At 74.3% G+C, this 24,505-nt stretch carries 27 protein-coding genes; 11 read left to right on the forward strand and 16 right to left on the reverse strand.

What is annotated here, in order from left to right; translation table 11 throughout:
* The first annotated feature begins 47 nt into the window (after window positions 1-47).
* The 4 genes from ACTVZO_RS23815 to ACTVZO_RS23830 all read left to right on the forward strand — a co-directional run bounded on the left by ACTVZO_RS23815 (window position 48) and on the right by ACTVZO_RS23830 (window position 1,685).
* The gene (locus ACTVZO_RS23815) at window positions 48-266 is read left to right on the forward strand and encodes a hypothetical protein (protein WP_443300312.1); all 219 of its coding nucleotides are present in this window, start codon (window positions 48-50) and stop codon (window positions 264-266) included.
* Window positions 263-925, forward strand: coding sequence for a hypothetical protein (locus ACTVZO_RS23820; protein ID WP_443300313.1), 663 nt, complete (start codon window positions 263-265; stop codon window positions 923-925). The genes ACTVZO_RS23815 and ACTVZO_RS23820 overlap by 4 nt, the downstream gene beginning before the upstream one ends.
* A 95-nt stretch (window positions 926-1,020) precedes the next feature.
* Entirely contained in the window at window positions 1,021-1,287 is a 267-nt protein-coding gene (locus ACTVZO_RS23825; RefSeq protein WP_443300314.1) for a hypothetical protein, read from the forward strand.
* Window positions 1,287-1,685 (forward strand): hypothetical protein, encoded by a 399-nt coding sequence (locus ACTVZO_RS23830; RefSeq protein WP_443300315.1) that lies wholly within the window; start codon window positions 1,287-1,289, stop codon window positions 1,683-1,685. The genes ACTVZO_RS23825 and ACTVZO_RS23830 overlap by 1 nt, the downstream gene beginning before the upstream one ends.
* 20 nt (window positions 1,686-1,705) lie before the next feature.
* Here ACTVZO_RS23830 and ACTVZO_RS23835 read toward each other — a convergent pair whose 3' ends face one another.
* The 3 genes from ACTVZO_RS23835 to ACTVZO_RS23845 form a co-directional block, all read right to left on the reverse strand.
* Window positions 1,706-3,181, reverse strand: coding sequence for a PTS transporter subunit EIIC (locus tag ACTVZO_RS23835; protein ID WP_443300316.1), 1,476 nt, complete (start codon window positions 3,179-3,181; stop codon window positions 1,706-1,708).
* A gap of 85 nt (window positions 3,182-3,266) precedes the next feature.
* The gene (gene murQ, locus ACTVZO_RS23840) at window positions 3,267-4,202 is read right to left on the reverse strand and encodes an N-acetylmuramic acid 6-phosphate etherase (RefSeq protein ID WP_443300317.1); all 936 of its coding nucleotides are present in this window, start codon (window positions 4,200-4,202) and stop codon (window positions 3,267-3,269) included.
* Window positions 4,203-4,258: 56 nt separating this feature from the next.
* Window positions 4,259-5,113, reverse strand: a complete 855-nt coding sequence (locus ACTVZO_RS23845) for a MurR/RpiR family transcriptional regulator (RefSeq protein WP_443303253.1) — start codon at window positions 5,111-5,113, stop codon at window positions 4,259-4,261.
* Between the two features lie 233 nt (window positions 5,114-5,346).
* Here ACTVZO_RS23845 and ACTVZO_RS23850 point away from each other — a divergent pair, with 233 nt between their 5' ends.
* Both ACTVZO_RS23850 and ACTVZO_RS23855 read left to right on the forward strand, forming a co-directional pair.
* A complete protein-coding gene (locus ACTVZO_RS23850) occupies window positions 5,347-5,718 on the forward strand; it encodes a hypothetical protein (protein WP_443300318.1) in 372 nt (123 codons plus the stop codon).
* Window positions 5,715-5,981, forward strand: coding sequence for a DUF4031 domain-containing protein (locus ACTVZO_RS23855; protein ID WP_443300319.1), 267 nt, complete (start codon window positions 5,715-5,717; stop codon window positions 5,979-5,981). The genes ACTVZO_RS23850 and ACTVZO_RS23855 overlap by 4 nt, the downstream gene beginning before the upstream one ends.
* 47 nt (window positions 5,982-6,028) lie before the next feature.
* Here the strand turns inward: ACTVZO_RS23855 and ACTVZO_RS23860 are convergent, their stop codons facing one another.
* Both ACTVZO_RS23860 and ACTVZO_RS23865 read right to left on the reverse strand, forming a co-directional pair.
* Complete coding sequence (locus ACTVZO_RS23860) at window positions 6,029-7,255, reverse strand: Cmx/CmrA family chloramphenicol efflux MFS transporter (RefSeq protein WP_443300320.1); 1,227 nt, start codon at window positions 7,253-7,255, stop codon at window positions 6,029-6,031.
* Between the two features lie 57 nt (window positions 7,256-7,312).
* Entirely contained in the window at window positions 7,313-7,993 is a 681-nt protein-coding gene (locus ACTVZO_RS23865) for an HD domain-containing protein (RefSeq protein WP_443300321.1), read from the reverse strand.
* 110 nt (window positions 7,994-8,103) lie between these two features.
* Between ACTVZO_RS23865 and ACTVZO_RS23870 the strand changes: the two genes are divergently transcribed.
* Window positions 8,104-8,790 (forward strand): copper homeostasis protein CutC, encoded by a 687-nt coding sequence (locus tag ACTVZO_RS23870; RefSeq protein ID WP_443300322.1) that lies wholly within the window; start codon window positions 8,104-8,106, stop codon window positions 8,788-8,790.
* 137 nt (window positions 8,791-8,927) lie between these two features.
* Here the strand turns inward: ACTVZO_RS23870 and ACTVZO_RS23875 are convergent, their stop codons facing one another.
* Complete coding sequence (locus tag ACTVZO_RS23875; RefSeq protein ID WP_443300323.1) at window positions 8,928-11,060, reverse strand: HelD family protein; 2,133 nt, start codon at window positions 11,058-11,060, stop codon at window positions 8,928-8,930.
* 347 nt (window positions 11,061-11,407) lie between these two features.
* Here ACTVZO_RS23875 and ACTVZO_RS23880 point away from each other — a divergent pair, with 347 nt between their 5' ends.
* Complete coding sequence (locus ACTVZO_RS23880) at window positions 11,408-11,593, forward strand: hypothetical protein (protein WP_384229918.1); 186 nt, start codon at window positions 11,408-11,410, stop codon at window positions 11,591-11,593.
* 18 nt (window positions 11,594-11,611) lie between these two features.
* Here the strand turns inward: ACTVZO_RS23880 and ACTVZO_RS23885 are convergent, their stop codons facing one another.
* The 3 genes from ACTVZO_RS23885 to ACTVZO_RS23895 form a co-directional block, all read right to left on the reverse strand.
* Complete coding sequence (locus tag ACTVZO_RS23885) at window positions 11,612-13,255, reverse strand: DNA repair helicase XPB (protein ID WP_443300324.1); 1,644 nt, start codon at window positions 13,253-13,255, stop codon at window positions 11,612-11,614.
* Window positions 13,256-13,383: 128 nt separating this feature from the next.
* The gene (locus ACTVZO_RS23890; RefSeq protein ID WP_443300325.1) at window positions 13,384-13,974 is read right to left on the reverse strand and encodes a DUF4291 domain-containing protein; all 591 of its coding nucleotides are present in this window, start codon (window positions 13,972-13,974) and stop codon (window positions 13,384-13,386) included.
* 79 nt (window positions 13,975-14,053) lie between these two features.
* On the reverse strand, window positions 14,054-16,561 hold the full coding sequence (locus ACTVZO_RS23895) for a helicase C-terminal domain-containing protein (RefSeq protein WP_443300326.1): 2,508 nt from the start codon (window positions 16,559-16,561) through the stop codon (window positions 14,054-14,056).
* Between the two features lie 85 nt (window positions 16,562-16,646).
* On the opposite strand from ACTVZO_RS23895, the gene ACTVZO_RS23900 reads away from it, so the two are divergent.
* Entirely contained in the window at window positions 16,647-17,660 is a 1,014-nt protein-coding gene (locus tag ACTVZO_RS23900; protein ID WP_443300327.1) for a hypothetical protein, read from the forward strand.
* 107 nt (window positions 17,661-17,767) lie between these two features.
* On the opposite strand, the gene ACTVZO_RS23905 is transcribed toward ACTVZO_RS23900, so the two are convergent.
* The 3 genes from ACTVZO_RS23905 to ACTVZO_RS23915 are packed head-to-tail and all read right to left on the reverse strand — an operon-like array spanning window position 17,768 to window position 20,621.
* Entirely contained in the window at window positions 17,768-18,562 is a 795-nt protein-coding gene (locus ACTVZO_RS23905) for an ABC transporter ATP-binding protein (RefSeq protein WP_443300328.1), read from the reverse strand.
* Window positions 18,559-19,602 (reverse strand): FecCD family ABC transporter permease, encoded by a 1,044-nt coding sequence (locus ACTVZO_RS23910; RefSeq protein ID WP_443300329.1) that lies wholly within the window; start codon window positions 19,600-19,602, stop codon window positions 18,559-18,561. The genes ACTVZO_RS23905 and ACTVZO_RS23910 overlap by 4 nt, the downstream gene beginning before the upstream one ends.
* Window positions 19,599-20,621: a FecCD family ABC transporter permease gene (locus tag ACTVZO_RS23915; protein WP_443300330.1), complete on the reverse strand. Its 1,023-nt coding sequence runs from the start codon at window positions 20,619-20,621 to the stop codon at window positions 19,599-19,601. Before ACTVZO_RS23915 ends, ACTVZO_RS23910 begins: the two co-directional genes overlap by 4 nt.
* Before the next feature lie 94 nt (window positions 20,622-20,715).
* Between ACTVZO_RS23915 and ACTVZO_RS23920 the strand changes: the two genes are divergently transcribed.
* Window positions 20,716-21,351, forward strand: a complete 636-nt coding sequence (locus ACTVZO_RS23920; RefSeq protein WP_443300331.1) for an HAD family hydrolase — start codon at window positions 20,716-20,718, stop codon at window positions 21,349-21,351.
* Between the two features lie 34 nt (window positions 21,352-21,385).
* Here ACTVZO_RS23920 and ACTVZO_RS23925 read toward each other — a convergent pair whose 3' ends face one another.
* Window positions 21,386-21,637: a hypothetical protein gene (locus ACTVZO_RS23925; RefSeq protein ID WP_362303208.1), complete on the reverse strand. Its 252-nt coding sequence runs from the start codon at window positions 21,635-21,637 to the stop codon at window positions 21,386-21,388.
* Window positions 21,638-21,815: 178 nt separating this feature from the next.
* On the opposite strand from ACTVZO_RS23925, the gene ACTVZO_RS23930 reads away from it, so the two are divergent.
* The gene (locus ACTVZO_RS23930) at window positions 21,816-22,199 is read left to right on the forward strand and encodes a cold-shock protein (protein WP_322975534.1); all 384 of its coding nucleotides are present in this window, start codon (window positions 21,816-21,818) and stop codon (window positions 22,197-22,199) included.
* 80 nt (window positions 22,200-22,279) lie between these two features.
* Here ACTVZO_RS23930 and ACTVZO_RS23935 read toward each other — a convergent pair whose 3' ends face one another.
* The 3 genes from ACTVZO_RS23935 to ACTVZO_RS23945 are packed head-to-tail and all read right to left on the reverse strand — an operon-like array spanning window position 22,280 to window position 24,363.
* Window positions 22,280-23,149, reverse strand: a complete 870-nt coding sequence (locus ACTVZO_RS23935; RefSeq protein ID WP_443300332.1) for a 1,4-dihydroxy-6-naphthoate synthase — start codon at window positions 23,147-23,149, stop codon at window positions 22,280-22,282.
* Window positions 23,136-23,861, reverse strand: coding sequence for a futalosine hydrolase (locus ACTVZO_RS23940; protein ID WP_443300333.1), 726 nt, complete (start codon window positions 23,859-23,861; stop codon window positions 23,136-23,138). The genes ACTVZO_RS23935 and ACTVZO_RS23940 overlap by 14 nt, the downstream gene beginning before the upstream one ends.
* Before the next feature lie 13 nt (window positions 23,862-23,874).
* Window positions 23,875-24,363 carry a DUF2771 domain-containing protein gene (locus ACTVZO_RS23945; RefSeq protein ID WP_443300334.1) on the reverse strand — a complete coding sequence of 163 codons (489 nt, stop codon included), beginning with the start codon at window positions 24,361-24,363 and terminating at the stop codon, window positions 23,875-23,877.
* Between the last annotated feature and the right edge of the window lie 142 nt (window positions 24,364-24,505).

Here is a 24,505-nt window from a genome sequence, read left to right on the forward strand (position 1 = left end):
ACTCTGAGTACAGAAACCGAGCACTCAGAGTAGAAAGGTGACATGTCATGGTGATGACGGCGAAGGAGCGCATGCTCGCGGTCGAGGAGGCCGTGCGGCAGTTGAAGGGGGCGCTGGACGGGGTGGGGGTGGTGTTCCCCTCGCTGGGCGTCGAGCAGGTCTCCGCGGCCGGTACGTACGGGCTGCCGCTGGTCGACCTCGGCCGCTGCAACGTCGACACCGCGCTCCGGCTGGCCGCCGTACTGCACGAGCGGGGCCGTGCGTGAGCGAGGCGGTGGAGGCCGCGGAGTTCGGCTTCGAGCTCGGGTGGAAGCTCGCGGCCTTGGAGGCCGCGCTTGTCAGTGGTGGGTGGAAGCGCAGGGGTACGGGACTTTCCGTGCGGGTGGAACGCGACGAGGCCGGCGGCGGGTTGTGGACCGCCGTCGGGGACGACGGGGTCCGGCGCGAGTCGCGGTCCGCCGGGACGGCGGACGAGGCGGCGGCGCTGGTGCGGGAGGCCTTCGGGCTGACGGCGTGGCGGCCGCCGCCGCCCCCGGCGCCCGGGCGGCAGCGGTTCACGCTGGTCCACTGTCCGGTCGGGGACCGTCCGGGGTTCGACGATCCCCGGTACGAGGGACTCAGGGCGGGGCCGCCGGAGGGGTGCGCGGTCGAGGACGTCGGCGGGTACCTCGGGCTCCGCTGCGAGCGGCCGGGCGCGCGGTTGCTGGACGCCGTGGCGGACACCTGCCGGGAGGTCCGCGAGGAGCACGGGCTGCTGATGACCGACCTCGGCATCGAGAAGCTGTGGGAGTGGTCGCAGGACGGTACGGACGGCTGGGGCGCGGAGATCGTGGGCCAGCTGCTGCTGATGGCCGCCGAGCGCGGCCCGAAGCTCGGCTACACCATCGACGACCTGGTGCGGTTCCTGCGCGGCGCGGTTGGTTGAGCCGGTTCGGGCGGCTCGCCCGCTCGTGTGCCCCGGACCGTTGTCGGGCGGCCCATTCAGATGTGCGTCACCTCTACTGAGAGTAGAGTCGGGCCATGGCTGATGAAACGAGCATCAAGGTGAGCGAGGCGACCCGTAACCGCCTGGCCCTCCTGGCGGCCGAACAGGGCACCACGATCCGCGGACTGGTCGAGGAACTCGCCGAGGGCCGCCCGACCCACGCCGAGTACGAGGAGCGGGCTGCCCGGGCACGCGCCGAGCTCGCCTCGCTCCTGGGGACCGTGCCCAGTCCGGAGGCGGAGACGAAAGCGCGTGCCCTGCTGGAGCGCTTGGGCGCCACGCAGGACTCGGCGGCCGCGTAGTGGGCGCGATCGCGGTGGTCCTGGACCATACGGCCGCCGCCGCCCTGCACGATCCGAAGGACCCGTTCAACGAGGCCGTTGCCGCGTTCTACGTACAGGCCTCCGGAGGCCTCGGCACGCTCTTCGCCCCGGTCCTGTCGCTGGCGGCGGCCGACCGTGAGCGCCCCGGGGTGCTCGCGTACGTCAATGGCCTGCGGTTCATCGAGATCGAGCCCTTCGACGTCCCTGCGGCGTTCACCGCGACCGAGCTGGTGTACGCGGGGCACTCCTGGGCAGCTGCTCACGCCGTTCACGCGGCCCGGCCCTCCGCGGCGTATCCCACCGGCCGCTACCTGCTCACCCTGACACCAGAGGCGTACGAAGGCACCGGGGTCCAAGCGGTCCATCCCGACCGGTAGCGGCCGACGCCCGGGCGGGGTCAGGTCAGGGCCGGTTCCCTGGTGGGGGTCTGGTCGGGGGTCTGGGGCGGGGTCGGGTCGGTGTTCAGGTCGGTCAGCATCTGGCGGGTGAAGCCGAAGAAGTACGTGGCGAGGAAGCCCACCAGGTAGCCGACGACCAGGCCGCCCGCGTAGATGGCCAGGGTCGCGCCCCAGCCCGAGGTGCCGCCCAGCAGGGGGAACAGGGCCCAGCCCGAGGGGCCGATGGCCGTGGAGCCGAACGCGACGCCGAGCTGGTTGAACAGGCCGACGAAGGCCCCGCCCGCCGCGCCGCCGATGCAGGCGGTGACGAACGGGCGGCCGAGGGGCAGCGAGACCCCGTAGATCAGCGGCTCGCCCACGCCCAGGAAGCCGGCCGGGAGCGCGGACTTGATGGTGGTGCGCAGCGAGCCGTTGCGCGGAAGGCGGTAGTAGACGGCGATGGCCGCTCCGACCTGGCCCGCGCCCGCCATGGCGAGGATGGGCAGCAGGACCGTGTAGCCGGACTGTTCGATGAGGGTGGTGTGGATGGGGATGAGGGCCTGGTGCAGGCCCAGCATGACGAGCGGGAGGAAGAGTCCGCCGAGGACCAGGCCCGCGAAGGCGCCGCCGGTGGCGAGCAGCCAGTTGGCGAACGTACCGATGGCCGCCGAGGCCTCACCGGCGAGGAACATCAGGCCGAAGATGGTGGCCAGGCCCGAGATCAGGACGGTCAGGGTGGGGGTGACCAGCACGTCCAGCGCCTCCGGCACCCACCGGCGGCACCACTTCTCGACGTAGACCGCGAGCACGGCCGCGGCGAGCGCGCCGAGGACGCCGCCCTGGCCGGGCTTGAGCTCCATCCCGAAGGCGGTGATCTTCGCGACGCCGGGGAAGACGATGATCGCGGCGACCGCGCCGCCCAGGATCGGCGTGCCGCCGAACTCCTTGGCGGTGTTGTAGCCGACGAAGACGGCGATCAGCGACATGAAGCCGGAGGCCATCGCGGCCAGCGCCGGGACGATGCCGGGCAGCCAGCCCGCGTTCGTCAGCACGCCGTTCAGCCCGGCGATGATGCCGCAGCCGATGAGGGCGGGGATCAGCGGGACGAAGATGTTCGCGATGCGCCGCAGGAAGAGCTTGAAGGGCGTCGCGTTGCGGGCCTTCTGCTCCGCCTTCAGCGCGGCTCCCTGCGCGGCCAGTTCGTCCGCCGTGACCGGGTGCGCGGCGGGCCCGGAGCGGCCCTCCGCGACCAGTGCCTCGAACTCGGGGGTGACGCGGGCGACCGTACCCGGGCCCAGCACGATCTGGTACGTGTCGTCCTCGACCACGCCCAGGACCGCGGGCAGCGCGCGCAGGGCCTCGTCGTCGACCAGCGAGCGGTCCAGCAGGCCGATGCGCAGCCGGGTCATGCAGTGCGCGATGGACGCGATGTTGTCCGGGCCGCCGACCAGAGGAAGGATCGCGGCGGCTGTGGCGCGGTTCTTGTCAGTGGACATGTGCAGGTCGCCTTGCTGTTCGGGAGGGGGCAACGGGGACAGCGGGGTTCAGCGGGTGAAGCGGGCTCAGCGGGGCTGGAGCGGCTCAGGAGGTCGGGGCTTCGGCTTCGGCCAGGGCCGCGCGGAGGTGGCCCCCGGAGGCGGCGAGCAGCTCGGCGGCGCGCGGGCCGTCGACGCCGCCGAGGACGACGAGGATGGCGTGCTTGACCTCGCCGCCGGTCGCGGTCAGGGCCGCCTCGATCTCCGCGTCGGGCGCGCCGGTGGCCAGCGCCACGATGCGGCGGGCGCGGGCGCGCAGCTTCTCGTTCGAGGAGCGCATGTCGACCATCAGGTTCCCGTACGTCTTCCCGAGCCGGATCATCGTGATCGTCGAGATGAGGTTGAGGACGAGTTTCTGCGCGGTGCCCGCCTTCAGGCGGGTGGAGCCGGTGAGCAGTTCGGGGCCGACGACGACCTCGATGCCGTGGTCGGCGGCCGCGGCGAGCGCGGAGCCCGCGTTGCAGGACAGTCCGACGGTGAGCGCGCCGCGGGTACGGGCGAACTCGACGGCGCCGATCGCGTACGGGGTGCGGCCGGAAGCGGAGATGCCGATGACGGTGTCCTCGGCGGTCAGCGCGAGGGCGGTGAGGTCCTCGGCGGCCAGCTCCTTGGAGTCCTCGGCGCCTTCCACGGCCTTGACCATGGCGGAGGGGCCGCCCGCGATGAGGCCGACGACGTCGGCCGGGTCGGTGTTGAAGGTGGGCGGGCACTCGCTGGCGTCCAGGACGCCCATCCGGCCCGCCGTCCCGGCGCCCGCGTAGATCAGGCGGCCGCCCCGGGCCATGCGTGCGGCGATCGCGTCGATGGCGTCGGCGATCAGCGGCAGCCGCGCGGCGACGGCGGCCGGGACGGTGGCGTCTTCGGCGTTCATCGTGCGGGCGATCTCGAGGGTGGACAGCTGGTCGATCTCGGCCAGTTCGGGGCGGAAGGCCTCGGTGGTCAGCGTCTCCAGCTGGGCGCGGAGTTCGGCGTACGCGGTCATGGGCGGGGCTCCTGGTGGTGCGGGGGCTGTCGGCGGGGCGGTGTCGGCGGGCGGTGTCAGCGGGCGGTGTGGCGGTGGGCGAGGGCCTCGTACGAGGCGGCGAGGGCCGGGGCGGCGGTCTCGTACGTCTGCTGCGCCACGCCGACGAAGAGGCAGTCGACGACGAGGAGCTGGCTGGTGCGGCTGGACATGGCGGCCGGGCGCAGCTGGGTCTCGCGGGCGGCGGAGGTGGTCAGGACCACGTCGGAGTAGTGCGCGACGGGGGCGTTCGGGCGGCCGGTGAGGGCGACGGTGGTGGCGCCGCGCTCGAAGGCCGTGCGGAGGGGTTCGATCACGTCGCCGGTGGAGCCGGAGTGGGTGATCGCGACGGCCACGTCGCCGGGGCGCAGCTGGACGGCGTTGGTGACGGCGAGGTGGGGGTCGCTGTGGGCGTGCGCGATCAGGCCGATGCGCAGCAGCTTCTGGGCGAGGTCCTGGCCGACGAGCGCGGAGGCGCCGATGCCGTAGATGTCGATGCGCCGGGCGGTCGCGAGGGCGGTGACGGCGGCGGCGAGCTGGGCCAGGTCGAGTCCGGCGGCGGTGTCGGCGAGGGTCTGCGCCTCCTCGTGGGCGAGCTTGGCGACGACATCGGCGAGGGGGTCGTCGACCGCTATGTCGACGGTGACGGCGGGTGCGGCCCCGGACTCCTGCTGCGCGGCGAGGGCGGCCAGCGCGAGGCGCAGGTCGCGGTATCCGGGGTAGCCGAGGAGACGGGCGGTGCGCACGACGGTGGCCTCGCTGGTGCCGGTGCGGGCGGCGAGGGCGGAGACGGTGAGCCGGGCGCAGCCGGCGGGGTCGGCGGCGACGGTTTCGGCCACGGCCTGCATGGACCGCGTCATCGAGGGCCCGAGCCCGCGCACCCGGGCCCGCAGCGCGGAGGCCGACGGGGCCGGCGCGAGCGGGGCGCCGGCCGCGACCCGTGCGGGCCGGGCTCCGTCGCCGGTGGCGTCCGTCTCCGCTCCGGACGGCACCGGACTGAAAGTTTCTTCCGCATTCTCGCTCACGTCTGAAACTTATTTTCGGCCACGCGAGGCGTCAAGACCCCGAAGGTCATGCCCTGGAAAGGACCTTCGCCACTTGGGCCGTACGGGGTCACAATGGCCCCATGGACCACGCGACCCCCCTGGAACAGGCGCTGCACGTCGCCCGCGCACTTGTGCTCGCCGATCTCGCCGCCGGTGAGGTCGCCGACGTCGATGTCGCCTCCCTCGTCGAGGCCTCGGTCACGCACCGCCGGTGGTGGGTGGAGCAGTGGCCGGAAGGGGTCGGCTACCTCGCCGGACTCGTCGCCCAGGACGTGCAGGACGCCCTGCTGGAGAAGTACGGGCGCTGGCCGCTGTGCCCGGTGTGCGGGCACGGCGATCCGCACGCCCTGGACGTGGAACCGGAACTCGGACCCGACCCCCACTGGGTGTGTTCGGAGGCGGGCGTGCGCGTGGCTGCGGTGGGCGGCCTCGGCCCCGTCCTCCGCCCGTGACCGTCTACATCGACCCGCCCACCTGGCCGGGACACGGACGCATGTGGTCGCACCTGGTCAGCGACGTCTCGTACGAGGAACTGCACGCGTTCGCGGCGGCCATCGGCTGCCCGCCCCGCGCCTTCGAACGGGACCACTACGACGTGCCCTCCTACCGCTACGCGGACGCGGTCCGCGCGGGCGCGGTGGAGATAGGCAGCAAGGAACTCGTCCGCCGCCTCACGGACGCCGGCCTGCGCCGCCCGAAGGGCCGGCCCGCGTAACAGCCGTACCGGTGCGGCCCGGACCGGTCGGCGCCGCTCGGCCCCGGTCAGCCCTGTGCGGCGGGCTGCGGCAGGCCGCTGGTCCGGCCGGTGCCTCCGGAGGCGATCACGCGGGTGGCCGGGGGCGGGGTGCGGCGGTGGAGGCGCAGGGCGATCGCGGTGAGGGCGAGGGCGGTGGCGGTCATGGCCGCGCCCGCCCAGGCGGTGGCGGAGAAGCCGAGGTCCGCGTCGATGACGGTGCCGCCGAGCCAGGGGCCGCCGGTGTTGCCGAGGTTGAAGGCGGCCGTGGTGGTGGCTCCGGCCAGGGTCGGGGCGGCGCCGGCCACGTTGAACATGCGGGCGTTGAGCGCCGGCGCGGTGAAGAAGGCCGAGACGCCGAGCAGGAACGACAGGGCGATCGCCGCGACGGCGGCGGAGGCCAGCAGGGCGAGCGCGGCGAGGAAGACGGTCGAGGCGGTGATGCCCCAGATCATCACGCCGAACAGGTGCGCGTCCGCGATCCGGCCGCCGATGGTGGTGCCGACCAGCGCGCCCACGCCGAAGAGGCCGAGGATCCACGGGACCCAGCCGGAGTCCAGCCCCGCCACGTCCGTGAGCAGCGGTGACAGGTAGCTGAAGGCGCAGAAGACGCCGCCCGCGGCCAGGGCCGTGATGCCGATGGAGAGCCACACCTGGCGGTCGCGGTAGATGCGCAGCTCGCGGCCGAGCGAGGGCTTCTCGGCGGGCAGCGGGATCTTCGGGATCAGGGCCAGGATGCCGGCCAGGGCGATGGCGGAGGCCGCGCCCACCGACCAGAACGCGGAGCGCCAGCCGAGGTGCTCGCCGAGGAAGGCCCCGGCGGGCACGCCGAGGACGTTCGCGATGGACAGGCCGCCGATCATGACGGCCATCGCGCGGGCCCGCTGGTCCTTGTCGACCGTGGCGATGGCCACGGCCGCGCCCACGGCCCAGAAGCCGGCGCAGGCGAGGGCGGAGACCACGCGGGAGGCGAAGAGGAGCTCGTACGAGGGGGCCAGCGCGCCCGCGACCTGCCCGAGGCCGAAGAGGCTGATGAGGAAGACGAGGGTGGTGCGGCGCGGGAGGCGCAGCGTGGCCACGGCCAGCAGCGGTGCCCCGATGACCATGCCGATCGCGAAGGCGGATATGAGCAGGCCCGCCTGCGGGATGGTGACGCCCATGTCCTCGGCGATGGGTGGCAGCAGCCCGGAGAGCATGAACTCGCTGGTGCCGAGTGCGAACACGGACAGGCCGAGGACGTACACGGCTACGGGCATGCGGGGGCGGCTTGCGGCATCAGCGGGCATGACTGTCACCAACCGTGGCGAACACGATCAAATTCCCCGCGGGTCGAGCCGCGCCAGTTCGGCGGCGAGGTTGGCGCGTGCCGGGGCCTCCCAGTGCGCGGTTCCGTACGGGGTGCGGAAGAGCCTCGGCAGGGCGAGGAGCTGGCGGAGCACGCCGGCGCGGCCCGTGGTGAAGGCGTCGTCCGGCACGAACCCGTACTCGTCGCGCACGGCGGCGGCATAGGCGGCGTAGGCCTCGGGCGCGCCGGCCAGGACGGCGAGGTCCGCGTCGCAGAGCGCCTCGCCGTTGGTGTCGCCGGGGGCGGGGTCGTGGGTGACGGTGAGCCGGACGAGCCGGGCCACTTCGGCGGTGCGGGCCGCGTCGACGCCGAGCTCGGGCAGGGCGCGCTCGGCGAGGACGGCGCTGCGTTCCTCGTTCTCGGAGCGGTCGGGGCGGTAGACGGCGTCGTGGAACCAGGCGGCCAGTTCGACGGCGGCGGGGTCGGCGGCGTGCGCCGCCAGTATGTCGATCCGGGCCAGTACGTCGGCCAGGTGCACGGTGGTGTGGTACCTGCGCTGGGGCTCCGCCCAGGCGGTGAGCAGGCGGTCGGCGTAGGGGGCGGGATCCCGGTCGGCGGGGGCGCCGGCGGCGGTGGCGGTGGCCCGGAAACGGATGTGGAGGCGGGCGTGGAGGGCCGCGGCGTCGGTGTGCGGGGTGCCTGTGTCCATGCGCACATTGTGGGGGTGGCGTGATGGTGCTGGTGGAGCGCGGGCGCGGGCCCGTACCCTGGATATTGGACTAGACCTATTTCGTGCAGCTTCTCGAAGGATGGGATCGAATGAGCAACCGTGCGCTCCTGGAGGTGATCGCCCTCGACGTGGAGGACGCGATCGCGGCCCAGGCCGGTGGGGCGGACCGGCTCGAGCTGGTCACCGACATGGCCGCCGACGGGCTCACCCCGCCGCGCGAGACCTTCGCGGCGATCAGGGCGGCGGTCGACATCCCGTTGCGGGTGATGATCCGCAAGACGGACGGCTTCGCGGCGGGCGAGGTCTCCGGACTGGTGGAGGCGGCGCGCGGGCTGCGGGCGGAGGGCGCGGAGGAGTTCGTGCTCGGGTTCCTGAACCCGGACGGCACCCCCGACCTCGCGGCGGTCGAGGCCGTGGTGGCGGAGCTGGGCGGCTGCCGGTGGACCTTCCACCGGGCGATCGACCGCGCGGCGGACCGCGACGGCCTGCGCAAGGCCCTCGCGGACCTGCCCGGCCTGGACACCTACCTGACGGCGGGCTCGGCGGCCGGGGTCGACGAGGGCATGCCGGTGCTGCTCGCGGAGGCCGCGCGGCGGGGCGAGCCGGGGTACGGGGCGCGGATCCTGGTCGGCGGGGGCCTGGCCCTCTCGCACCTGCCGGTGCTGCGCGAGGCCGGGGTCGACGCCTTCCACATCGGCGGCGCGGCCCGCCCGTCCGGCTGGACCCACCCGGTCTCGGCCGAGGCCGTATCGGCCTGGCGCACGGCCCTGGGCTGACCCCGCCCCGGGGTGCCCGCGGGCGAGGCTGGATTTGGCGGGCCAAACCCAGCCTCGCCGGCGTTTTGAGGCGCGGGGGCTCGGGGCAGCGCCCCCGCAACGGCGCCGCAGGTCACGGCGCCCCGGCAGCGCCCCGGTCAGGACAGGGCGGCCGGCAGCGGGGCCGAGTGGAGGGCCGTGAGGCCTGAGACGGCTCGGGTGAGGCAGACGTACAGGCGGCGCAGCCCGGTCCGCTCGTCGGGCTCGCCGTCCACGATCGCGGCGGGCTCGTCCAGGACCACGTAGTCGTACTCCAGACCCTTGGCCAGGGAGGCCGGGACCAGGGTCAGCCGGGACTCCGCCGTCGTCTCCTCGCCGGGGGACAGGTAGGACAGGCCCGCCGCCCGCAGGGCGTCCGCCAGGGCCGGCACGCGCGCGTCCGCCGCGATCAGCCCGATCGACCCCTCGTGCACCAGCGAGGCACGGCAGGCCTCGACCACCGCCGGGACGAGGTCCGCGGCCTCCGCGATCCGCAGCGACCCCGGAGCCTCCCGCACCGAGGACACCGCAGCCAGCCCCGGCGAGATCGACGGCAGCAGCCGCGAGGCGTACGCGATCACCTCGCGCGGTACGCGGAAGCCCGCCGTCAGCTCCTCCACCACCGCCTGCGGCTTCCCGAGGTGCGCCAGCGCCTCGTCCCAGCTGCGCGTGGCCCACGGCGTGGTGCCCTGCGCCAGGTCACCGAGCACCGTGGCCGAACCCGTCGTGCAGCGCCGCCCCACCGCTCGGTACTGCATCGGGGACAGGTCCTGCGCCTCGTCGAGCACGACGTGGCCCAGCGAAGGCGTCCGCTCCACCAGGTCGGTCGCCTCGTCGATCAGCACCAGGTCCGCCGCCGACCACTTCGCCGCTTTCACGCTCCGAAACGGCTTCGGCCACAGCAGCTGCCGCTGCTCCTCCGGCGTCAGCACGTCCGCCGCGTGCAGCGCCAGGAACTCCGGGTCGGACAGCAGCCGCAGCACCAGCTTCGCCGGGTCGACCGGCGGCCAGATCTCCTTGACCGCCGCCTTCACGGCGGCGCCCCGCGCCACCGCGTCCTGTACCCGGTCGTCCGGCGCCTCGCCCGCCTGCTCCATCCGTACGAGCACCGCGTGCGCGATCCGCTGCGGCAGGGCCTCGCGCGCCGCCCCGTAGCGGATGTCGCGCTTCTGCAGCTCCTCGACCATCTCGGCGATCTCGTACGCCGGCACCCGCCAGCGCCGCGAACCGCGCACGACCATCAGCGCCTCGGTGGGCTGCGTGACGTGGGAGGCGACCGCGCGGCGGAGCACCTCCGCCATCCGGGCATCGCCCTTGACCACGGCGGTTTCGGACGCGTCCGTGCCGCGTACCTCCAGGCCGCCGCCGCGCGCCACCAGGTCGTCGACGGTGGCCTGCTTGACCTCCAGCTCGCCCAGGGCGGGCAGGACCTGCTCGATGTAGTGCAGGAAGGAACGGTTCGGCCCGATGACGAGGGTGCCGGTGCGGGCGAGCCGGTCGCGGTGCGCGTAGAGGAGGTACGCGACCCGGTGCAGGCCGACGGCCGTCTTCCCGGTGCCGGGGCCGCCCTGGACGCAGACCGAGCCGGAGAGGCCGGAGCGGACGATCTCGTCCTGCTCGGGCTGGATCGTCGCGACGATGTCCCGCATCGGACCGACGCGCGGGCGCTCGATCTCCTGCTGGAGCAGCTTGCTGACGGCGGCCGCCTCGGAGGGGTCGGACAGGTGCTCGTCCTCGTACGCCGTGAGCTCGCCGCCGGTGTAGCCGAACCGGCGGCGCAGGGCGATGTCCTGCGGGTCGGTCTTGGAAGCCCGGTAGAACGGCTGGGAGACGGGCGCCCGCCAGTCGATGACCATCGGATCGCCGTCGGCGTCGTGGACGTGGCGGCGGCCGATGTAGAACTGCTCGCCCTCCGCGCCCTCGGCGAGGTCCGCGCCGGGTGCGTGCAGGTAGTTCAGGCGGCCGAAGAAGAGGGGGGTGTGGGCGAGGTCGGCGAGGGCCTTGATCCGGTCGTCGATCTGGGCCTGGAGGACGATCGCGTTGACCCAGTTCGCGGTGACGTCGCGGATGTCGAGGGCCTCGACGTCCTCGCGCATGGCGCGGAGCGCGGCACGGGACGCGGTGAGGTGGGCGCGTTCGCGGGCGAGGGGATCGGCACCGGAGCCGGAGCCGGAGCCGGATGCGGGTGTGGATGCGGGTGCGGATGCGGGTGTGGATGCGGGTCGTTCGGACTCGGGGGCGTGCGCGGGCACGGGACTGCCTCCAGCTGGTGGTGAGGACACAGACGGCCCACCGGTTGCCGTGCGGTGGGCGGCTCTCCCCGGTGGTGCTGCGGGAGGCGGCAAGAGCGGAGAGTGTAGCCATCGCGGCGGGGCCGCGCGAACGGATTACGGGGCCGGAAGTCCTTCCGGAAGTCCCGCGTCGCGTCCTTCCGCACGTGCTCGCCCGTGGGTCATCCGAACGGGTGTCATACCCAGGGGTGTGAGACTTTTGGCAGAGCCACTAGGGGGTTCCATGAGCCCGGAGGAGGACACCGGAGGCCCGCAGGTTCCGCCCCCAGGGCGATGCTTCGGCAGGGGCGGAAACGCACCATGGATACATGAGCACCGCAACCTTCACCCCGATCCAGGGCGGCCGCCCTCGCGGCGCCACCGCCATCTCCGACTCCCGGCCGCGCCACGGCGTCGGCGGCATGCTGCGGGCCGCCAAGGTCTTCGCCGCGGCCGCCGTGAGCGTCGTCGTCCTCGGCGAGTACGCCGAGGACGCGGGCGTCATACGCCGCTGAGGCACTCCAGGAGCCGGGTCAGTCGCTCGCGAGCAGCTCGTCGGCGTCCATGATCCGGTAGGCGTAGCCCTGCTCCGCGAGGAACCGCTGGCGGTGCGCCGCGAAGTCCTGGTCGATGGTGTCGCGCGCGACCACCGAGTAGAAGCGCGCCTCGTGGCCGTCCGCCTTCGGACGCAGTACGCGGCCCAGCCGCTGTGCCTCCTCCTGGCGGGAGCCGAAGGTGCCCGACACCTGGATCGCCACCGTCGCCTCGGGCAGGTCGATCGAGAAGTTCGCGACCTTCGACACGACCAGCACGCTGATCTCGCCCTCGCGGAAGGCGTCGAAGAGCTTCTCGCGCTGCGCGTTGGAGGTCTCGCCCTTGATGACCGGCGCGTCCAGGTGCTCGCCCAGCTCGTCGAGCTGGTCGATGTACTGGCCGATGACCAGCGTCTGCTCACCCTGGTGCTTGCGCACCAGCGCCTCGGTGACCTTCCGCTTGGTGGCCGTCGTCGCGCAGAAGCGGTACTTCTCCTCCGTCTCGGCGGTCGCGTAGGCCAGGCGCTCCGACTCCGTCAGATTCACCCGGACCTCGACGCAGTCGGCGGGCGCGATGTAGCCCTGCGCCTCGATCTCCTTCCACGGCGCGTCGAACCGCTTCGGCCCGATGAGCGAGAACACGTCCGACTCGCGGCCGTCCTCGCGTACGAGCGTGGCCGTCAGGCCCAGGCGCCGGCGGGCCTGGAGGTCGGCGGTGAACTTGAACACCGGAGCGGGCAGCAGGTGCACCTCGTCGTAGACGATCAGGCCCCAGTCCCGGGAGTCGAACAGCTCCAGGTGCGGGTAGACGCCCTTCCGCTTGGTCGTCAGGACCTGGTACGTGGCGATCGTGACGGGCCGGATCTCCTTGCGGGTCCCGGAGTACTCGCCGATCTCCTCCTCCGTCAGCGAGGTCCGCTTGACCAGCTCGTGCTTCCACTGACGGGCCGAGACGGTGTTCGTGACCAGGATCAGCGTGGTCGCCTTGGCCTTCGCCATGGCCCCGGCGCCGACCAGCGTCTTGCCCGCGCCGCAGGGCAGCACGACCACACCGGAACCGCCGTGCCAGAACCCCTCCACGGCCTGCTGCTGGTAGGGACGCAGCGCCCAGCCGTCCTCCGCCAGGTCGATCTGGTGCGCCTCGCCGTCGACGTATCCGGCGAGGTCCTCGGCGGGCCAGCCCAGCTTGAGCAGCGTCTGCTTGATCTGCCCGCGCTCCGAGGGGTGCACGGCCACGGTGTCGGCGTCGAGCCGCGCCCCGACGAGCGGGGTGATCCGCTTGGACCGCAGGATCTCCTCCAGCACGGGCCGGTCGGTGCTGGTCAGGACCAGCCCGTGCACGGGGTGCTTGGAGAGGGTGAGCCGGCCGTAGCGGGCCATCGTCTCGGCGACGTCGACGAGCAGCGCGTGCGGGACGGGGTACCGCGAGAACTCGACGAGGGCGTCGACGACCTGCTCGGCGTCGTGCCCGGCGGCGCGGGCGTTCCACAGGCCGAGGGGGGTGATCCGGTAGGTGTGGATGTGCTCGGGAGCACGCTCCAGCTCGGCGAAGGGGGCGATGGCGCGCCGCGCGGCTCCGGCGAGCTCGTGGTCGACCTCGAGGAGGAGTGTCTTGTCGCTCTGGACGATGAGAGGCCCGTTCACGCACGTCCCTTTCCGACATGGGTGGTCCACCCGGGCGCGGGTGGCCAAACCTCCAGTGTGCCGCATCACGGCGCCGGCGGGGCGGTACGGGCCTCCCGCGGTCCCGGCGCGGGGCGCAACGACAGGCCCTAGGCGCCCAGGTGGGGCAACGGACCCGCCGCATACGGGGTTTCCACGGGCAGCAGGGCCCGTGCCGCCGGCTCCTCGCCGGACCGGAGCAGCGAGCGGATCTCCCGGGCCAGCGGGGTGACGTCGCGGACGGCGACCGTCCACGCGTCGGCGTAGGCGCGCGAGGCGGGGCCGGACAGGCCCAGCTGGAGCGAGCGGTACGGCAGCGGGTTCAGGTGCAGGTCGCGCTCCGGGTCCCACTGGACCCGGGCCGATGTCTCGCGCAGGGACCGCTGCCAGGTCGCGCGGTCCTCGTGCACGCCGGGCTCGTAGTGGGACAGGCAGGCCCCGCGGAGCGCCTCGTCGAAGCCGGACCGGGTGATCTCGATCGCCAGCACCGTCTCCTGGTCGGCCTTCGAGGCCCAGCCGCAGCGGTACATCATCCACAGGAACGACGGCTTGATCCACGTCATCCGCTCCCGCTTCCAGGCGGGCGGGAAACGGCCGTCGCGGGCGGCCGGCAGTCCGATGGCCGGGGAGTAGGCCTGGTAGACGGTGATCGTGGTGGCGGTGTGGGCCGCGCGGATCGCCCGCGGCGCGAGGGTGGGCATGGGAGCAGCCTGGCGTGGCGCGGACCCGGCGGCCAGCGGTTTTCGGGCGGTGCGGCGACGCGACCGCCGCCGGGGCTCGCTACACCTGGTCTTCCGCCAGTTCCGCCACGCCCGTGATGCGGTGCAGGGCGTACGTGCGGACCTCGTCCGCCGTGTGGTCGTAGCCGGTGACGAAGCCGCCCTCGACGCGGACCGGGGCGATGACGCGCTGGCTCGCCGCGCCCTCCGCGTTCACGTAGCCGATCCACACCGCCGACCCCGTCAGCGCGGCCGCCTGGACCGTCGCGAGGGTCTCCGCCGCGCTCGTGCGCGGGAGTTCGCCGGGCGAGCCCGATGCCGCGGAGGCCGAGGAGGCGGATGCCGAGGCCGGCTCCTTGCGCACCGCCGTCGCCGCCACGTCGCCCGCGCGGATCGCCCGTACCGCCGCCCCCAGCAGGGTGTCGTCCGGTACCGGCGGCCCGTCCGGCACCGGTACGGGGGCCGAGCGCGCCGGGGTGCGGCGGGCGTCGGCCCGGGACACCAGCACGTCACCGGTCAGGGACTCCGCGGCCGGCGCGTACCCCATGGCCCGCAACCCCTCCAGCAGCGTGGTGGGTTCGGCCTGCGCGGCCAGCACGGTGGGGGCGAGGCGGCGCAGGCCCAGCCCCGCCGAGCGCTTGTCGGCCAGGATCTCGCCGAGCATCGCGTCGTCGTCGCAGCGCACGTACGAGGACGCGGCCCCGACCCGCAGGTGGCCGTGACGGCGGGCCACGTCGTCGATGAGGTAGGCCAGGGGCTGCGGCACCGGGGTGCGGCTGTGTTCCTTGAGGAAGGCGTGCAGGTCGGCGGCGGCGTGCCCGGCGTCCAGGGCCCGGCGCACCGACCCGGGCGTGAACCGGTACACCGTCGCCCCGCCCTTGGACTCCACGTCCGCGAGCACCGCCAGGGTGTCGCCGAGCGGGCGGCGCAGCGGGCCGGGGGCCACCGCCGTCAGGTCGGCCTGGAGCAGGACGTGGTCCACCGGCTCCGGCAGCAGCGGGGCCAGCAGAGGCGCCGGATCGCGCTGCTCCAGCAGGGCCCGGCCGAACGCGCTGAGCGCGCCCCGCCCGGTGACGCCCAGCACCTCGGCCTCGGTCAGCGTCCAGTGCGCGTGCCGGGCGCGCAGGTCGCTCGTACCGCGTACGGGACGCTCCCACGCGAGGCGGTCCAGCAGGGAGTCGGGGGCCGGTGCGCCGCCCTCGGGGAGCGCGGCGAGGAGTTCGAGGACGCGCCGGCGCACCTCGGGGGCGGCGGAGCGGTCCAGGTCGGGGCCGAGCGTGGACAGGGTGCGGCCCTTGCCGTCCTGTTCGCCGATCAGTCCGGAGGTCCGGGTGGCCGGCAGCCAGGCCGCCGCGAGCACCGACCAGCGCTCGGCGGGCGGCAGTTCGCACCAGTCGTCGAAGGCGGGGGTGGGCGCGTAGCGTTCGTCGGCCTCCCCGTCGCTGGCCAGCAGACCGGCCGCGTAGGCGAGTTCGATCCAGAACGCCGCCACCGGCTCGGTGGCGTCCAGCAGGGCCGCGGCCCGCTTCAGGTCCCGTACGGCGAGCCCGCCCGCGCGCAGCACCAGCGGACCGGCGTGCTCCCAGGACTTCACCAGCTCCTCGACGGTGGACAGCGCGGCCAGCGCCTGCCCGGCGGCGTTCGCGTCCACAAGCTGTGGACGGTGCTCGCGGTGCGCGGGCACCGGCGGAGCCGTCGGCGCGGTGTCCCGGTGCGCGAGGCCGCCGCGCAGGTGCAGCGCCACCTCGCGCGGCAGGACCACGGTCCGCGCGGAGGCGGGCAGCAGCAGCCCGCGGTCGCGCAGCCAGCGCACCGGCGCGGTCGGATTGGGGGTCACCTCCCCGTACGGAGGCCCCCACACGAGCCGTCCGAGCACCTGGTGCGCCTCCGCCGGGGCCTCGTCCAGCAGTGCCGACATCCGCCGCGGATCGGTGAACAGCCCGGTCAGTGCCGAGACCGCGGACACCGGGTCGTGGGTGGCGGGCAGCCCGAGGGCCGCCACGATCTCCTGGATCCGGGTCGGCGACATCCCCGACGTGGCCTCGGCGACGGTCGGGCCGAGGCCCGTCGGGGAGGGCCGCTGGGCGGCGGGCGCGAGCAGCTCGCGGGCGGTGCGCACCAGGCGCAGCCGGTCCTCGTCACCCCACACCAGGGCCTGGTCGCGCAGGGTGGCCAGGGCGCCGGGCAGGGCGGCGCGGGCGCCGTTGTCGTGGCCGGTGGTGCCCTCCTGGCCGGTCAGCAGGGATTCCAGCGCCGGGTAGGGGCACGGGTCGGGGGCCACCGCCAGGGCCTCGGCGGTCTGCAGCGCGAAGCGGTCCAGCCGCTCCAGCGCCCGCACCACCGAGGCGCGGGTCCCGGCGCGGGTGGCCAGCTGGGTGACGTCGCCCGGGACCGGGCTGAGCAGGTCCGGGCGGGCGTGCAGCAGTGCGGCGAGCGCCGCGTCGTCGCGGGCGCGCAGCGCCTCGGCGAGGGAGCGCGGGGCGCCCGTCGCGGCGCCCCCTGCGGTGCTTGCCTCGGGCACGGTCGTCGCCTCCTGGTCGCGTCGGCCGGTCAGTCGGCCGGTCCCCATCCGGCCAACGGTATCCGCTGAGCGTGCGGCCGCTCCACGGGCGCACGCGCTACCTTCGGGACAGGCTGTAAGGGAGGAGCCGGGCGTGGGGATCGAAAGCGACCAGTTGGTCTACGAATATCTGAGCCGCGTCGGGGACTTGGCGCATCAACGGCAGCTGTCCTCCGGGGACCGGATGCGGCTGGTGGCGGGGCTGCGGGACGAGATCGACCGTCGGCGCGCCCGGTACGAGCCGGAGACCCCGGCCGCGGTGCGCGGCATCCTGGACCGGCTCGGCACGCCGGAGGAGGTCCTGGACGGCCACGGCGCCGCCGGTCCGGGGGCCGCGCCGGCCGCTCCCGCCCCGGCCGTGCCCGCACAGCGGGGGCCGCGTGGCCGGAAACCGCCGGTGCGGCCGCCGCGGAAGGCGCAGCCGCCGGAGCCGCCGCAGCCGCAGAACGTGCCGCCGCACCTGGCCGGGCTCGACGAACTCGGCCCCTCGGGCGGGTCGGAGCCCGAGTGGTGGCGGCTCAGCCCGGCCGCGTACGGGGCGGGTCCGCAGGTCGACGGTTTCGCGGGCGGCATCGAGTTCCCGGAGCCCGAGGCCGCGCCGGAGCCCGGGTCCGCCGCGGAGCCGGATGATCCGGGGGCGGAGGGCAAGGCCGGGGCGCGGGAATCGGGCGTACGGGGCTTCGTACGGTTCCTGCGCGAGCGGCGGCGGGCGAAGAAGGAGGCGGCGGCGGAGGCGGCCCCGGCCGCGGGGGCGGAGGCCGGCGCCGCCGCCCGTCCCCGGCCGAACGCCTTCCTGCTGCTGGCCGCGGCCGTCCTCCTCGCCGGCGTGGTCACCGGCTACTGGCTGCTGCTCGTCGTGGGCTGGCTGCTCCCGTACGCCTCGCGGGCGCTGGGACCGGCCGAGCGGAAGTGGGCCGTCTTCGGGCCGCCGGGGGTGGTGGCCGCGGGGACGGTGGTGTGGCTGTGGGGCCGGATGAACGAGCGCTGGGGCGAGGCCCTGCCGGAGGACCAGCTGAGCCCCGCCCTGCACGGGATGTGGCCGTGGCTGCTCCGGGCGGCCGGCCTCGCCTCCGTCGCGTACCTGGTGTGGCGGGCGCGTCGGCGGTAGCCGGGCACGGGGGTTCGGGTGCGGCGGCTCGGCCCGCCGCCGATGGCGGGCCGGGCCCGCGCCTTGCGACGCCGTCCCCGGGCCCGGGCCGCGTGCACCGGGTCGGGCTACGGCGCCGGGGCGGCCGGGATGACCAGCGGGGAGCCGGTCACCGGGTCCGGGATGACGATCGATTCGAGGTCGAAGACCTCGCGGACCAGGTCGGCGGTGACCACCGATCCCGGCGGGCCCTCGGCTACCACGCGGCCCGCCTTCATCGCCACCAGGTGGTCCGCGTAGCGCGCCGCCTGGTTCAGGTCGTGCAGGACGGCCACCACCGTCCGGCCCCGGTCCCGGTTCAGCCGCCGGACCAGGTCCAGCACCTCCACCTGGTGGGCGATGTCCAGGAAGGTGGTGGGCTCGTCGAGGAGCAGCAGCCCGGTGTCCTGGGCCAGCGCCATCGCGATCCAGACGCGCTGCCGCTGCCCGCCCGACAGCGCGTCCACCGAACGGTCCGCCAGGTCGGAGACCGAGGTACGGGCCATCGCGTCGACCACGGCCCGTTCGTCCTCCTGCGACCACTGCTGCCACCAGTGCTGGTGCGGCTGCCGGCCCCGCGCCACCAGGTCGGCGACCGTGATCGCCTCCGGGGCCACCGGGGACTGCGGGAGCAGCCCGATGGTCTGCGCGATCTGCCGCGTCGGCAGCGAGGACAGCGCGGCCCCGTCCAGCAGCACCGCGCCCGAGCGCGGTTTCAGCAGCCGGCCGAGCGCCCGCAGTGTCGTGGACTTGCCGCACGCGTTGGGTCCGACGATCACCGTCACCTTGCCGTCGGGGACGGCCAGGTCGAGGTCCTCGACCACCACCCGGTCCTCGTACGCGAGCGTCAGCCGGCGCGCGGAGAGACGGCTCGTCGGGGTCATGCCTTGCCTCCGGTTCGGCTGCGGACGATCAGCCAGATCAGGTACGGGGCGCCCACGGCGGCGGTCAGCACGCCCACCGGGAGCTCGGTCGGGGAGAAGAGCCTGCGCGCGAGGAGGTCGCCGAGCACGACGATGACCGCACCCGTCAGCGCCGAGCACAGCAGCGGGATCTGCGCGGTTCGGGTCATCCGGCGGGCGATCTGCGGTGCGAGCAGCGCCACGAAGTCCACCGGCCCGGCCGCGCCCGTCGCCACCGAGGCCAGGACCACGCCGAGGGCGATGAGCCCGAGCCGGACCCGGCCCAGCCGCACGCCGAGCGCGGTGGCGGTGTCGTCGTCGAGGGAGACGGTGCGCTGCGCCCGCGCCGCCCACAGCACGCCCGGCAGCAGCGCCAGCAGCACCCATGCCAGCGGGGTGGCGACGTCCCAGCCGCGTCCGTTGAGCGAGCCGGTCATCCAGATCTGGGCCTGCTGGGCGACCAGGTAGTCGCCCTTGGTCATCAGCAGCGTGGTCACCGACCGCAGGGCGATGGCGAAGCCGATCCCGATCAGCACGAAGCGGGTCGCGTGCAGCCCGCCGCGCCATGCGAAGAGGTAGACGAGGACGGCGGCGGCGAGGCCGCCGAGCACCGACAGGTAGGGCAGCACGGCGTACGAGGTGACGCCGAACGTCAGCGCCGCCACGGTGACGGCGCTCGCGCCCTGGCTGATGCCGATGATGTCCGGGGAGGCCAGCGGGTTGCGGGCGACGGTCTGGATCAGCGCCCCGGCGACCCCGAAGGCCAGGCCGACGAGCAGCCCGGCCGTCATCCGGGGCAGCCGCAGGGTGCCGACGACCAGCTCGTCGGGGGAGGGCTGCCCGAGCAGCACCTTCAGCACCTCGCCGGGGGAGACGAAGGACTCGCCGACCGAGAGGTACACGACGCAGACGGCCGCGAGCAGCGCGGCGAGGCCCAGCGCCACGAACGCGGCGCGGCGGTGCAGCAGGAAGGAGCCGCGCCCGCGGCGGACCAGGGCGTATCCGGACGGCACGGCGCTCACGCGGCCACCGCCTTGCGGCGGACCAGCGTGACCAGGAACGGCACGCCGATGAGCGCCGTCATCACCCCGGCCGGCACCTCGCCCGGCGGCACCACGACCCGTCCGGCCACGTCCGCGACGAGCAGCATCACCGGCCCGATCAGCGCGGCCACCGGCAGCAGCCACCGGTGGTCGCCGCCCACGAGGGCGCGCGCGAGGTGCGGGACGGCGAGCCCGATGAAGGCGATCGGCCCGGCGGCGGCGACTCCGGCGCCGGTCAGCACGGTGGCCCCGAGGCCGCCGACGATCCGTACGGCGGCCACGTTCTGCCCGAGTCCCTTGGCCACGTCCTCGCCGAGCGCCAGCGCGTCCAGGCCCCGGGCCACGGCCACCACCAGGACGAGGCCCACCAGCAGGAACGGCCAGATCTGGTGGACGACCTGGAGGTCGCGCCCGGCCACCGAGCCGACCTGCCAGAAGCGGAACTCGTCGAGCGCCGAGGCCTTCGTCGTCAGCACGCCGGTGGTGACCGACACGAGCAGGGCGTTGATCGCGGCCCCGCCCAGCGCCAGTTTCACCGGGGTCGCGCCGCCGCGGCCGCCGGAGGCGATGGCGTAGACGGCGACCGAGGCGACGGCCGCTCCGGCGAAGGCGAACCACACGTACCCGCTCAGCGTGTGCACGCCCGCGAAGGCGATGGCGCAGACGACCGCGACCCCGGCTCCCTGGCTGATGCCGAGGATGCCGGGGTCGGCGATCGGATTGCGGGTGATGCCCTGGAGCGCGGTCCCGGCCAGGGCCAGGGCGGCACCGACCATGAGGGCGATCAGGGTGCGCGGGACGCGCAGGCTGCGCACCACGTCGGCGTCGGGGCCGGCGGCTCCGTGGACCAGGGCGTCCCAGACCACGGAGGGCGGGACGGGGCGGGCGCCGACGGAGAGGGAGAGCACCACCGCGCATATGAGCGCGGCGAAGGCGGCTGCGGTCCACCCGATGCGACGGGTCGTCAGGGCGCGCCGGAGAGCGGGCGGGGCAGACATGTCACCTATTTCATGATCTTGTAAGGCAAGCCTAAGTGTACGTTCCCCCGTTGTCGGTCCGCTGTCCGCCCGGGCGTCGGTCCGCCTCGGCACAATGGCAGGTATGAACCTCACCGTCGGCTTCGACCTCGACATGACCCTCATCGATTCGCGCCCGGGAATCAAGGCCGCCTACCAGGCGCTCTCCGCCGAAACGGGCACGTTCATCGACGCCGGCGAGGCGGTCACGCGGCTCGGGCCGCCGCTCGACGAGGAGCTGGCGTACTGGTTCCCGGAGGCGGAGATTGCGGCCATGGCGGACCGCTACCGCGAGATCTATCCCACATACGCGATCGAGCCGACGCCCGCGATGCCGGGCGCCCGCGAGGCGATCGAGGCCGTCCAGGCGCTCGGCGGCCGGGCGATCGTCGTCACCGCCAAGCACGAGCCCAACGCCCGCCTGCACCTGAAGCACCTGGGCATCGAGCCGGACGCCGTCATCGGCTGGCTGTGGGCCGAGGCCAAGGCCGGGGCCCTGCGCGAGTACGGCGCGCAGGTCTACGTCGGCGACCACGTGGGAGACGTACGCGGCGCCCGCAAGGCCGGCGCGCTGTCCGTGGTGGTGCCGACGGGCCCGTGCCCGGAGCCGGAACTGCGCGCGGCGGGCGCCGACGTGGTACTCCCGGACCTCACCGCACTGCCCGAGTGGCTCGCACAGTACGTGGCGACCCAGCCCGTCCAGCCCGCCTAGCCGGCAACGGCCGCGGCCGTGCCGGCGGCCGCGGCTACGCCTGTGAGGCGCGGGCCGCGCGGCGTTGGGCCGCGGCCGAGCGGAGTACGCCCGCCGCGGAGATCGCGAAGCCCACGCCCATCAGCATGCACACGGCCCACGCGTACGAGGGGAACGGGTCGAGGTCCAGGAACAGCGGAGCCATCGTCGCGAGCGTGGCCACGGCGCCCACGATGAAAACGATGCCGCCGGCCTTCACCAGGGCGTCGCCGGGCCGTGCTTCGTCGGCAGGAGGAGTAACAGTCACCTCACCAGGGTAGTTCCCTGGCCTGAGTGGCCGACGGCGAAGGACCGGGGAACGTCTTGTCACCTGGCCCTCGACCATTAGCCTTGAGGTGGCGGGTCACAGTTGACCCGCTGCACTGTTATCCGGAGCCGTTCCACGGCACTTCGGACCCCGACGAGCACAAGGACAGAGGACGGACGTGCCTACCGGCAAGGTCAAGTGGTTCAACAGCGAGAAGGGCTTCGGCTTTCTCTCCCGCGACGACGGCGGCGACGTCTTCGTCCACTCGTCGGTGCTCCCTGCCGGGGTCGACTCCCTCAAGCCCGGCCAGCGCGTCGAGTTCGGTGTCGTCGCCGGCCAGCGCGGTGACCAGGCACTTTCGGTGACGGTCCTGGACCCGGCACCGTCCGTCGCGGCAGCCCAGCGCCGCAAGCCCGACGAGCTCGCCTCGATCGTGCAGGACCTCACGACCCTGCTGGAGAACATCACGCCGATGCTGGAGCGCGGCCGCTACCCCGACAAGGTGCACGGCACGAAGATCGCCGGTCTGCTGCGCGCGGTGGCCGACCAGCTCGACGTCTGAGCCGGCCGCACCACGTCCGTGCCCCGCCCCCGACGGAGTGGCGGGGCACACGCATGCGGTGGCCGCGTCCGCCCCGCGGGCTACGGGAAGGCCAGCGCGCCCGGCGAAATGGCCGGTACCAGCCCCTCGGCGGCCGCCCGGGTCAGCAGCCCGCGCACCGCCGCGTACCCGGAGTCGCCGAGGTCGGCGGTGAACTCGTTGACGTAGAGCCCGATGTGCTGGTCGGCGACGGCCGGGTCCAGCTCCTGCGCGTGGGCCCGTACGTACGGACGGGAGGCCTCCGGGTCGTCCCAGGCCATCCGGACCGACGCCCGGGCCGCCTCGGCCAGCGCCTTCAGGGTCGCCTCGCCCAGCGCACGCCTCGCGATGATCGCGCCCAGCGGGATCGGCAGCCCGGTCGTGGACTCCCAGTGCTCGCCCATGTCGGCCAGGCAGTGCAGCCCGTAGTCCTGATAGGTGAACCGGGCCTCGTGGATGACCAGTCCGGCGTCCACCCGGCCGTCGCGCACCGCGGGCATGATCTCGTTGAACGGCAGTACGACGACCTTGCCGACCCCGGCCGGCAGCACGTCCGCCGCCCACAGCCGGAACAGCAGGTAGGCGGTGGAGCGTTCGCTCGGCACCGCGACCGTCTTGCCGCTCAGGTCGGGCCCCGCCCCGCCGGCCGGGCCGGCGTCCTTCACCAGCACGAGCGGACCGCAGCCGCGCCCCAGCGCCCCGCCGCAGGGCAGCAGCGCGTACTCCTCGAGCACCCAGGGCAGCACCGCGTACGACACCTTCAGCACGTCCAGCTCGCCGCGCTCGGCCATGCCGTTGGTGATGTCGATGTCGGCGAAGGTCACGTCGAGGGCGGGAGCGCCCGGGACCCGGCCGTGCGCCCAGGCGTCGAAGACGAACGTGTCGTTCGGGCAGGGCGAGTAGGCGATCTTCAGCGGTTCACCGGTGCTCATGGCGTTCTCCCCAGTTCGCGAGTACGGGCCCCAGCGCGCGGAAGCCGTCGGCGAGGGCGGCGAGCGCGTCCCCGATCCGCCAGGCGGCACGGTCGCGCGGGCCCACGGCGTTGGACACGGCGCGGATCTCCAGGACGGGCAGCCCGTGCGCGGCGGCCGCCTCCGCCACTCCGAAGCCCTCCATCGCCTCGGCCCCGGCCATCGGGTGCCGGGCGGCGAGCTCGGCCGTCCGGGCGGCACTGCCGGTGACGGTGGAGACGGTGAGCACGGGCGCGAGCAGCGCCCCGGTGGCCTCGGCGGCGCGCGCGGCGAGCTCGGCGGGCGGCAGGTGCACGCTGTGCCCGAAGCCGAGCGCCCCCACGTCCAGGAAGCCGTCGGGGGTCTCGGCGCCCAGGTCGGCGGCGACGATCGCGTCCGCGACGACGAGCGAGCCGGGCGGGGCGGCGGGCTGGAACCCGCCGCCGATGCCGGCCGACACGACGAGCGCGTACGAGCCGACGGCCAGGGCGGTGGCGGTGCCGGCTGCGGCGGCGGCCGGACCGACGCCCCCGACGAGCACGTCGAAGGCGATGCCCGGGAGGTCCCGGCGGGCGACGAGGTAACCCCCGGGAAGGGTGCGCGGCTCAGGACCGAAAGCGTCCGGATGAGGGGTCAGCCCGGTCACGACGGAGTCAGCCTCCGCCGCCACCGCGGTCACGACGAGCGCGCGCACCGGTGCCGCCCGGTTACTTGAGCTTGAGGTTGAAGGTCCAGACGGAGAGCGGCTTGCCGTCCTCGCCGACCTGGACGAACGCGAGCTTCTTCGAGGCGGGGGCCTCGCCCTGGCCGCCGGTCGCGAAGACGTCGGCGCCCGGGAAGCTGCGGTAGGTGTTCGAGGAGGGCTCGGTGATGGGCTGCCCGTCCAGGACCGCCTGCCACTTCTTGCCGTCCTCGACGACGTCCGGCTCGACGCCGAGGCGCAGCGTGTCGCCGCGGGCGTACTCGACGGTCTTGGCGTCCTTCAGGTTCGTGAGGCAGTCCTGGACCTTGTCCATGGACAGCGGCTCGGCGCCACCGTGGCAGGCGGCTTCGGCGGACACCGACGAGGTGCCGACCGTCACGGTCGCCAGCGGTGTCGGCTTGTCGCAGGCGGAGAGGAGGAGGAGGCCGGCGGACACGGCTCCGAGGGCCGCGACGCTGCGGCGGGCCCTACCCGAGAAAAGCGGTGCGGTCATGAGCCGAAGGCTATCGGGCCGCTGGGCTGCGCCGCTGCACGGGGTCCCCCGGCCTGCGGCGCGCCGCTCCGCCCGCGGCTGCGCCCGGCCCACGACACGGGGCTCCGCCCCGCACTCCGCGCCTCAAACGCCGGCGGGGCTG

Source organism: Streptomyces sp. IBSNAI002, from assembly GCF_052244475.1.
Classification (GTDB): Bacteria; Actinomycetota; Actinomycetes; order Streptomycetales; family Streptomycetaceae; genus Streptomyces.

What these genes read in the sequence shown, in the direction of transcription:
- ACTVZO_RS23815 (WP_443300312.1), top strand. Translation starts at nt 48, where the DNA reads ATGGTGATGACGGCGAAGGAGCGCATGCTCGCGGTCGAGGAGGCCGTG.
- ACTVZO_RS23825 (WP_443300314.1), top strand. Translation starts at nt 1,021, where the DNA reads ATGGCTGATGAAACGAGCATCAAGGTGAGCGAGGCGACCCGTAACCGC.
- ACTVZO_RS23835 (WP_443300316.1), bottom strand. Translation starts at nt 3,181, where the DNA reads ATGTCCACTGACAAGAACCGCGCCACAGCCGCCGCGATCCTTCCTCTG.
- murQ (WP_443300317.1), bottom strand. Translation starts at nt 4,202, where the DNA reads ATGACCGCGTACGCCGAACTCCGCGCCCAGCTGGAGACGCTGACCACC.
- ACTVZO_RS23850 (WP_443300318.1), top strand. Translation starts at nt 5,347, where the DNA reads ATGGACCACGCGACCCCCCTGGAACAGGCGCTGCACGTCGCCCGCGCA.
- ACTVZO_RS23860 (WP_443300320.1), bottom strand. Translation starts at nt 7,255, where the DNA reads ATGCCCGTAGCCGTGTACGTCCTCGGCCTGTCCGTGTTCGCACTCGGC.
- ACTVZO_RS23865 (WP_443300321.1), bottom strand. Translation starts at nt 7,993, where the DNA reads ATGGACACAGGCACCCCGCACACCGACGCCGCGGCCCTCCACGCCCGC.
- ACTVZO_RS23870 (WP_443300322.1), top strand. Translation starts at nt 8,104, where the DNA reads ATGAGCAACCGTGCGCTCCTGGAGGTGATCGCCCTCGACGTGGAGGAC.
- ACTVZO_RS23880 (WP_384229918.1), top strand. Translation starts at nt 11,408, where the DNA reads ATGAGCACCGCAACCTTCACCCCGATCCAGGGCGGCCGCCCTCGCGGC.
- ACTVZO_RS23890 (WP_443300325.1), bottom strand. Translation starts at nt 13,974, where the DNA reads ATGCCCACCCTCGCGCCGCGGGCGATCCGCGCGGCCCACACCGCCACC.
- ACTVZO_RS23895 (WP_443300326.1), bottom strand. Translation starts at nt 16,561, where the DNA reads ATGGGGACCGGCCGACTGACCGGCCGACGCGACCAGGAGGCGACGACC.
- ACTVZO_RS23905 (WP_443300328.1), bottom strand. Translation starts at nt 18,562, where the DNA reads ATGACCCCGACGAGCCGTCTCTCCGCGCGCCGGCTGACGCTCGCGTAC.
- ACTVZO_RS23915 (WP_443300330.1), bottom strand. Translation starts at nt 20,621, where the DNA reads ATGTCTGCCCCGCCCGCTCTCCGGCGCGCCCTGACGACCCGTCGCATC.
- ACTVZO_RS23920 (WP_443300331.1), top strand. Translation starts at nt 20,716, where the DNA reads ATGGCAGGTATGAACCTCACCGTCGGCTTCGACCTCGACATGACCCTC.
- ACTVZO_RS23935 (WP_443300332.1), bottom strand. Translation starts at nt 23,149, where the DNA reads ATGAGCACCGGTGAACCGCTGAAGATCGCCTACTCGCCCTGCCCGAAC.
- ACTVZO_RS23945 (WP_443300334.1), bottom strand. Translation starts at nt 24,363, where the DNA reads ATGACCGCACCGCTTTTCTCGGGTAGGGCCCGCCGCAGCGTCGCGGCC.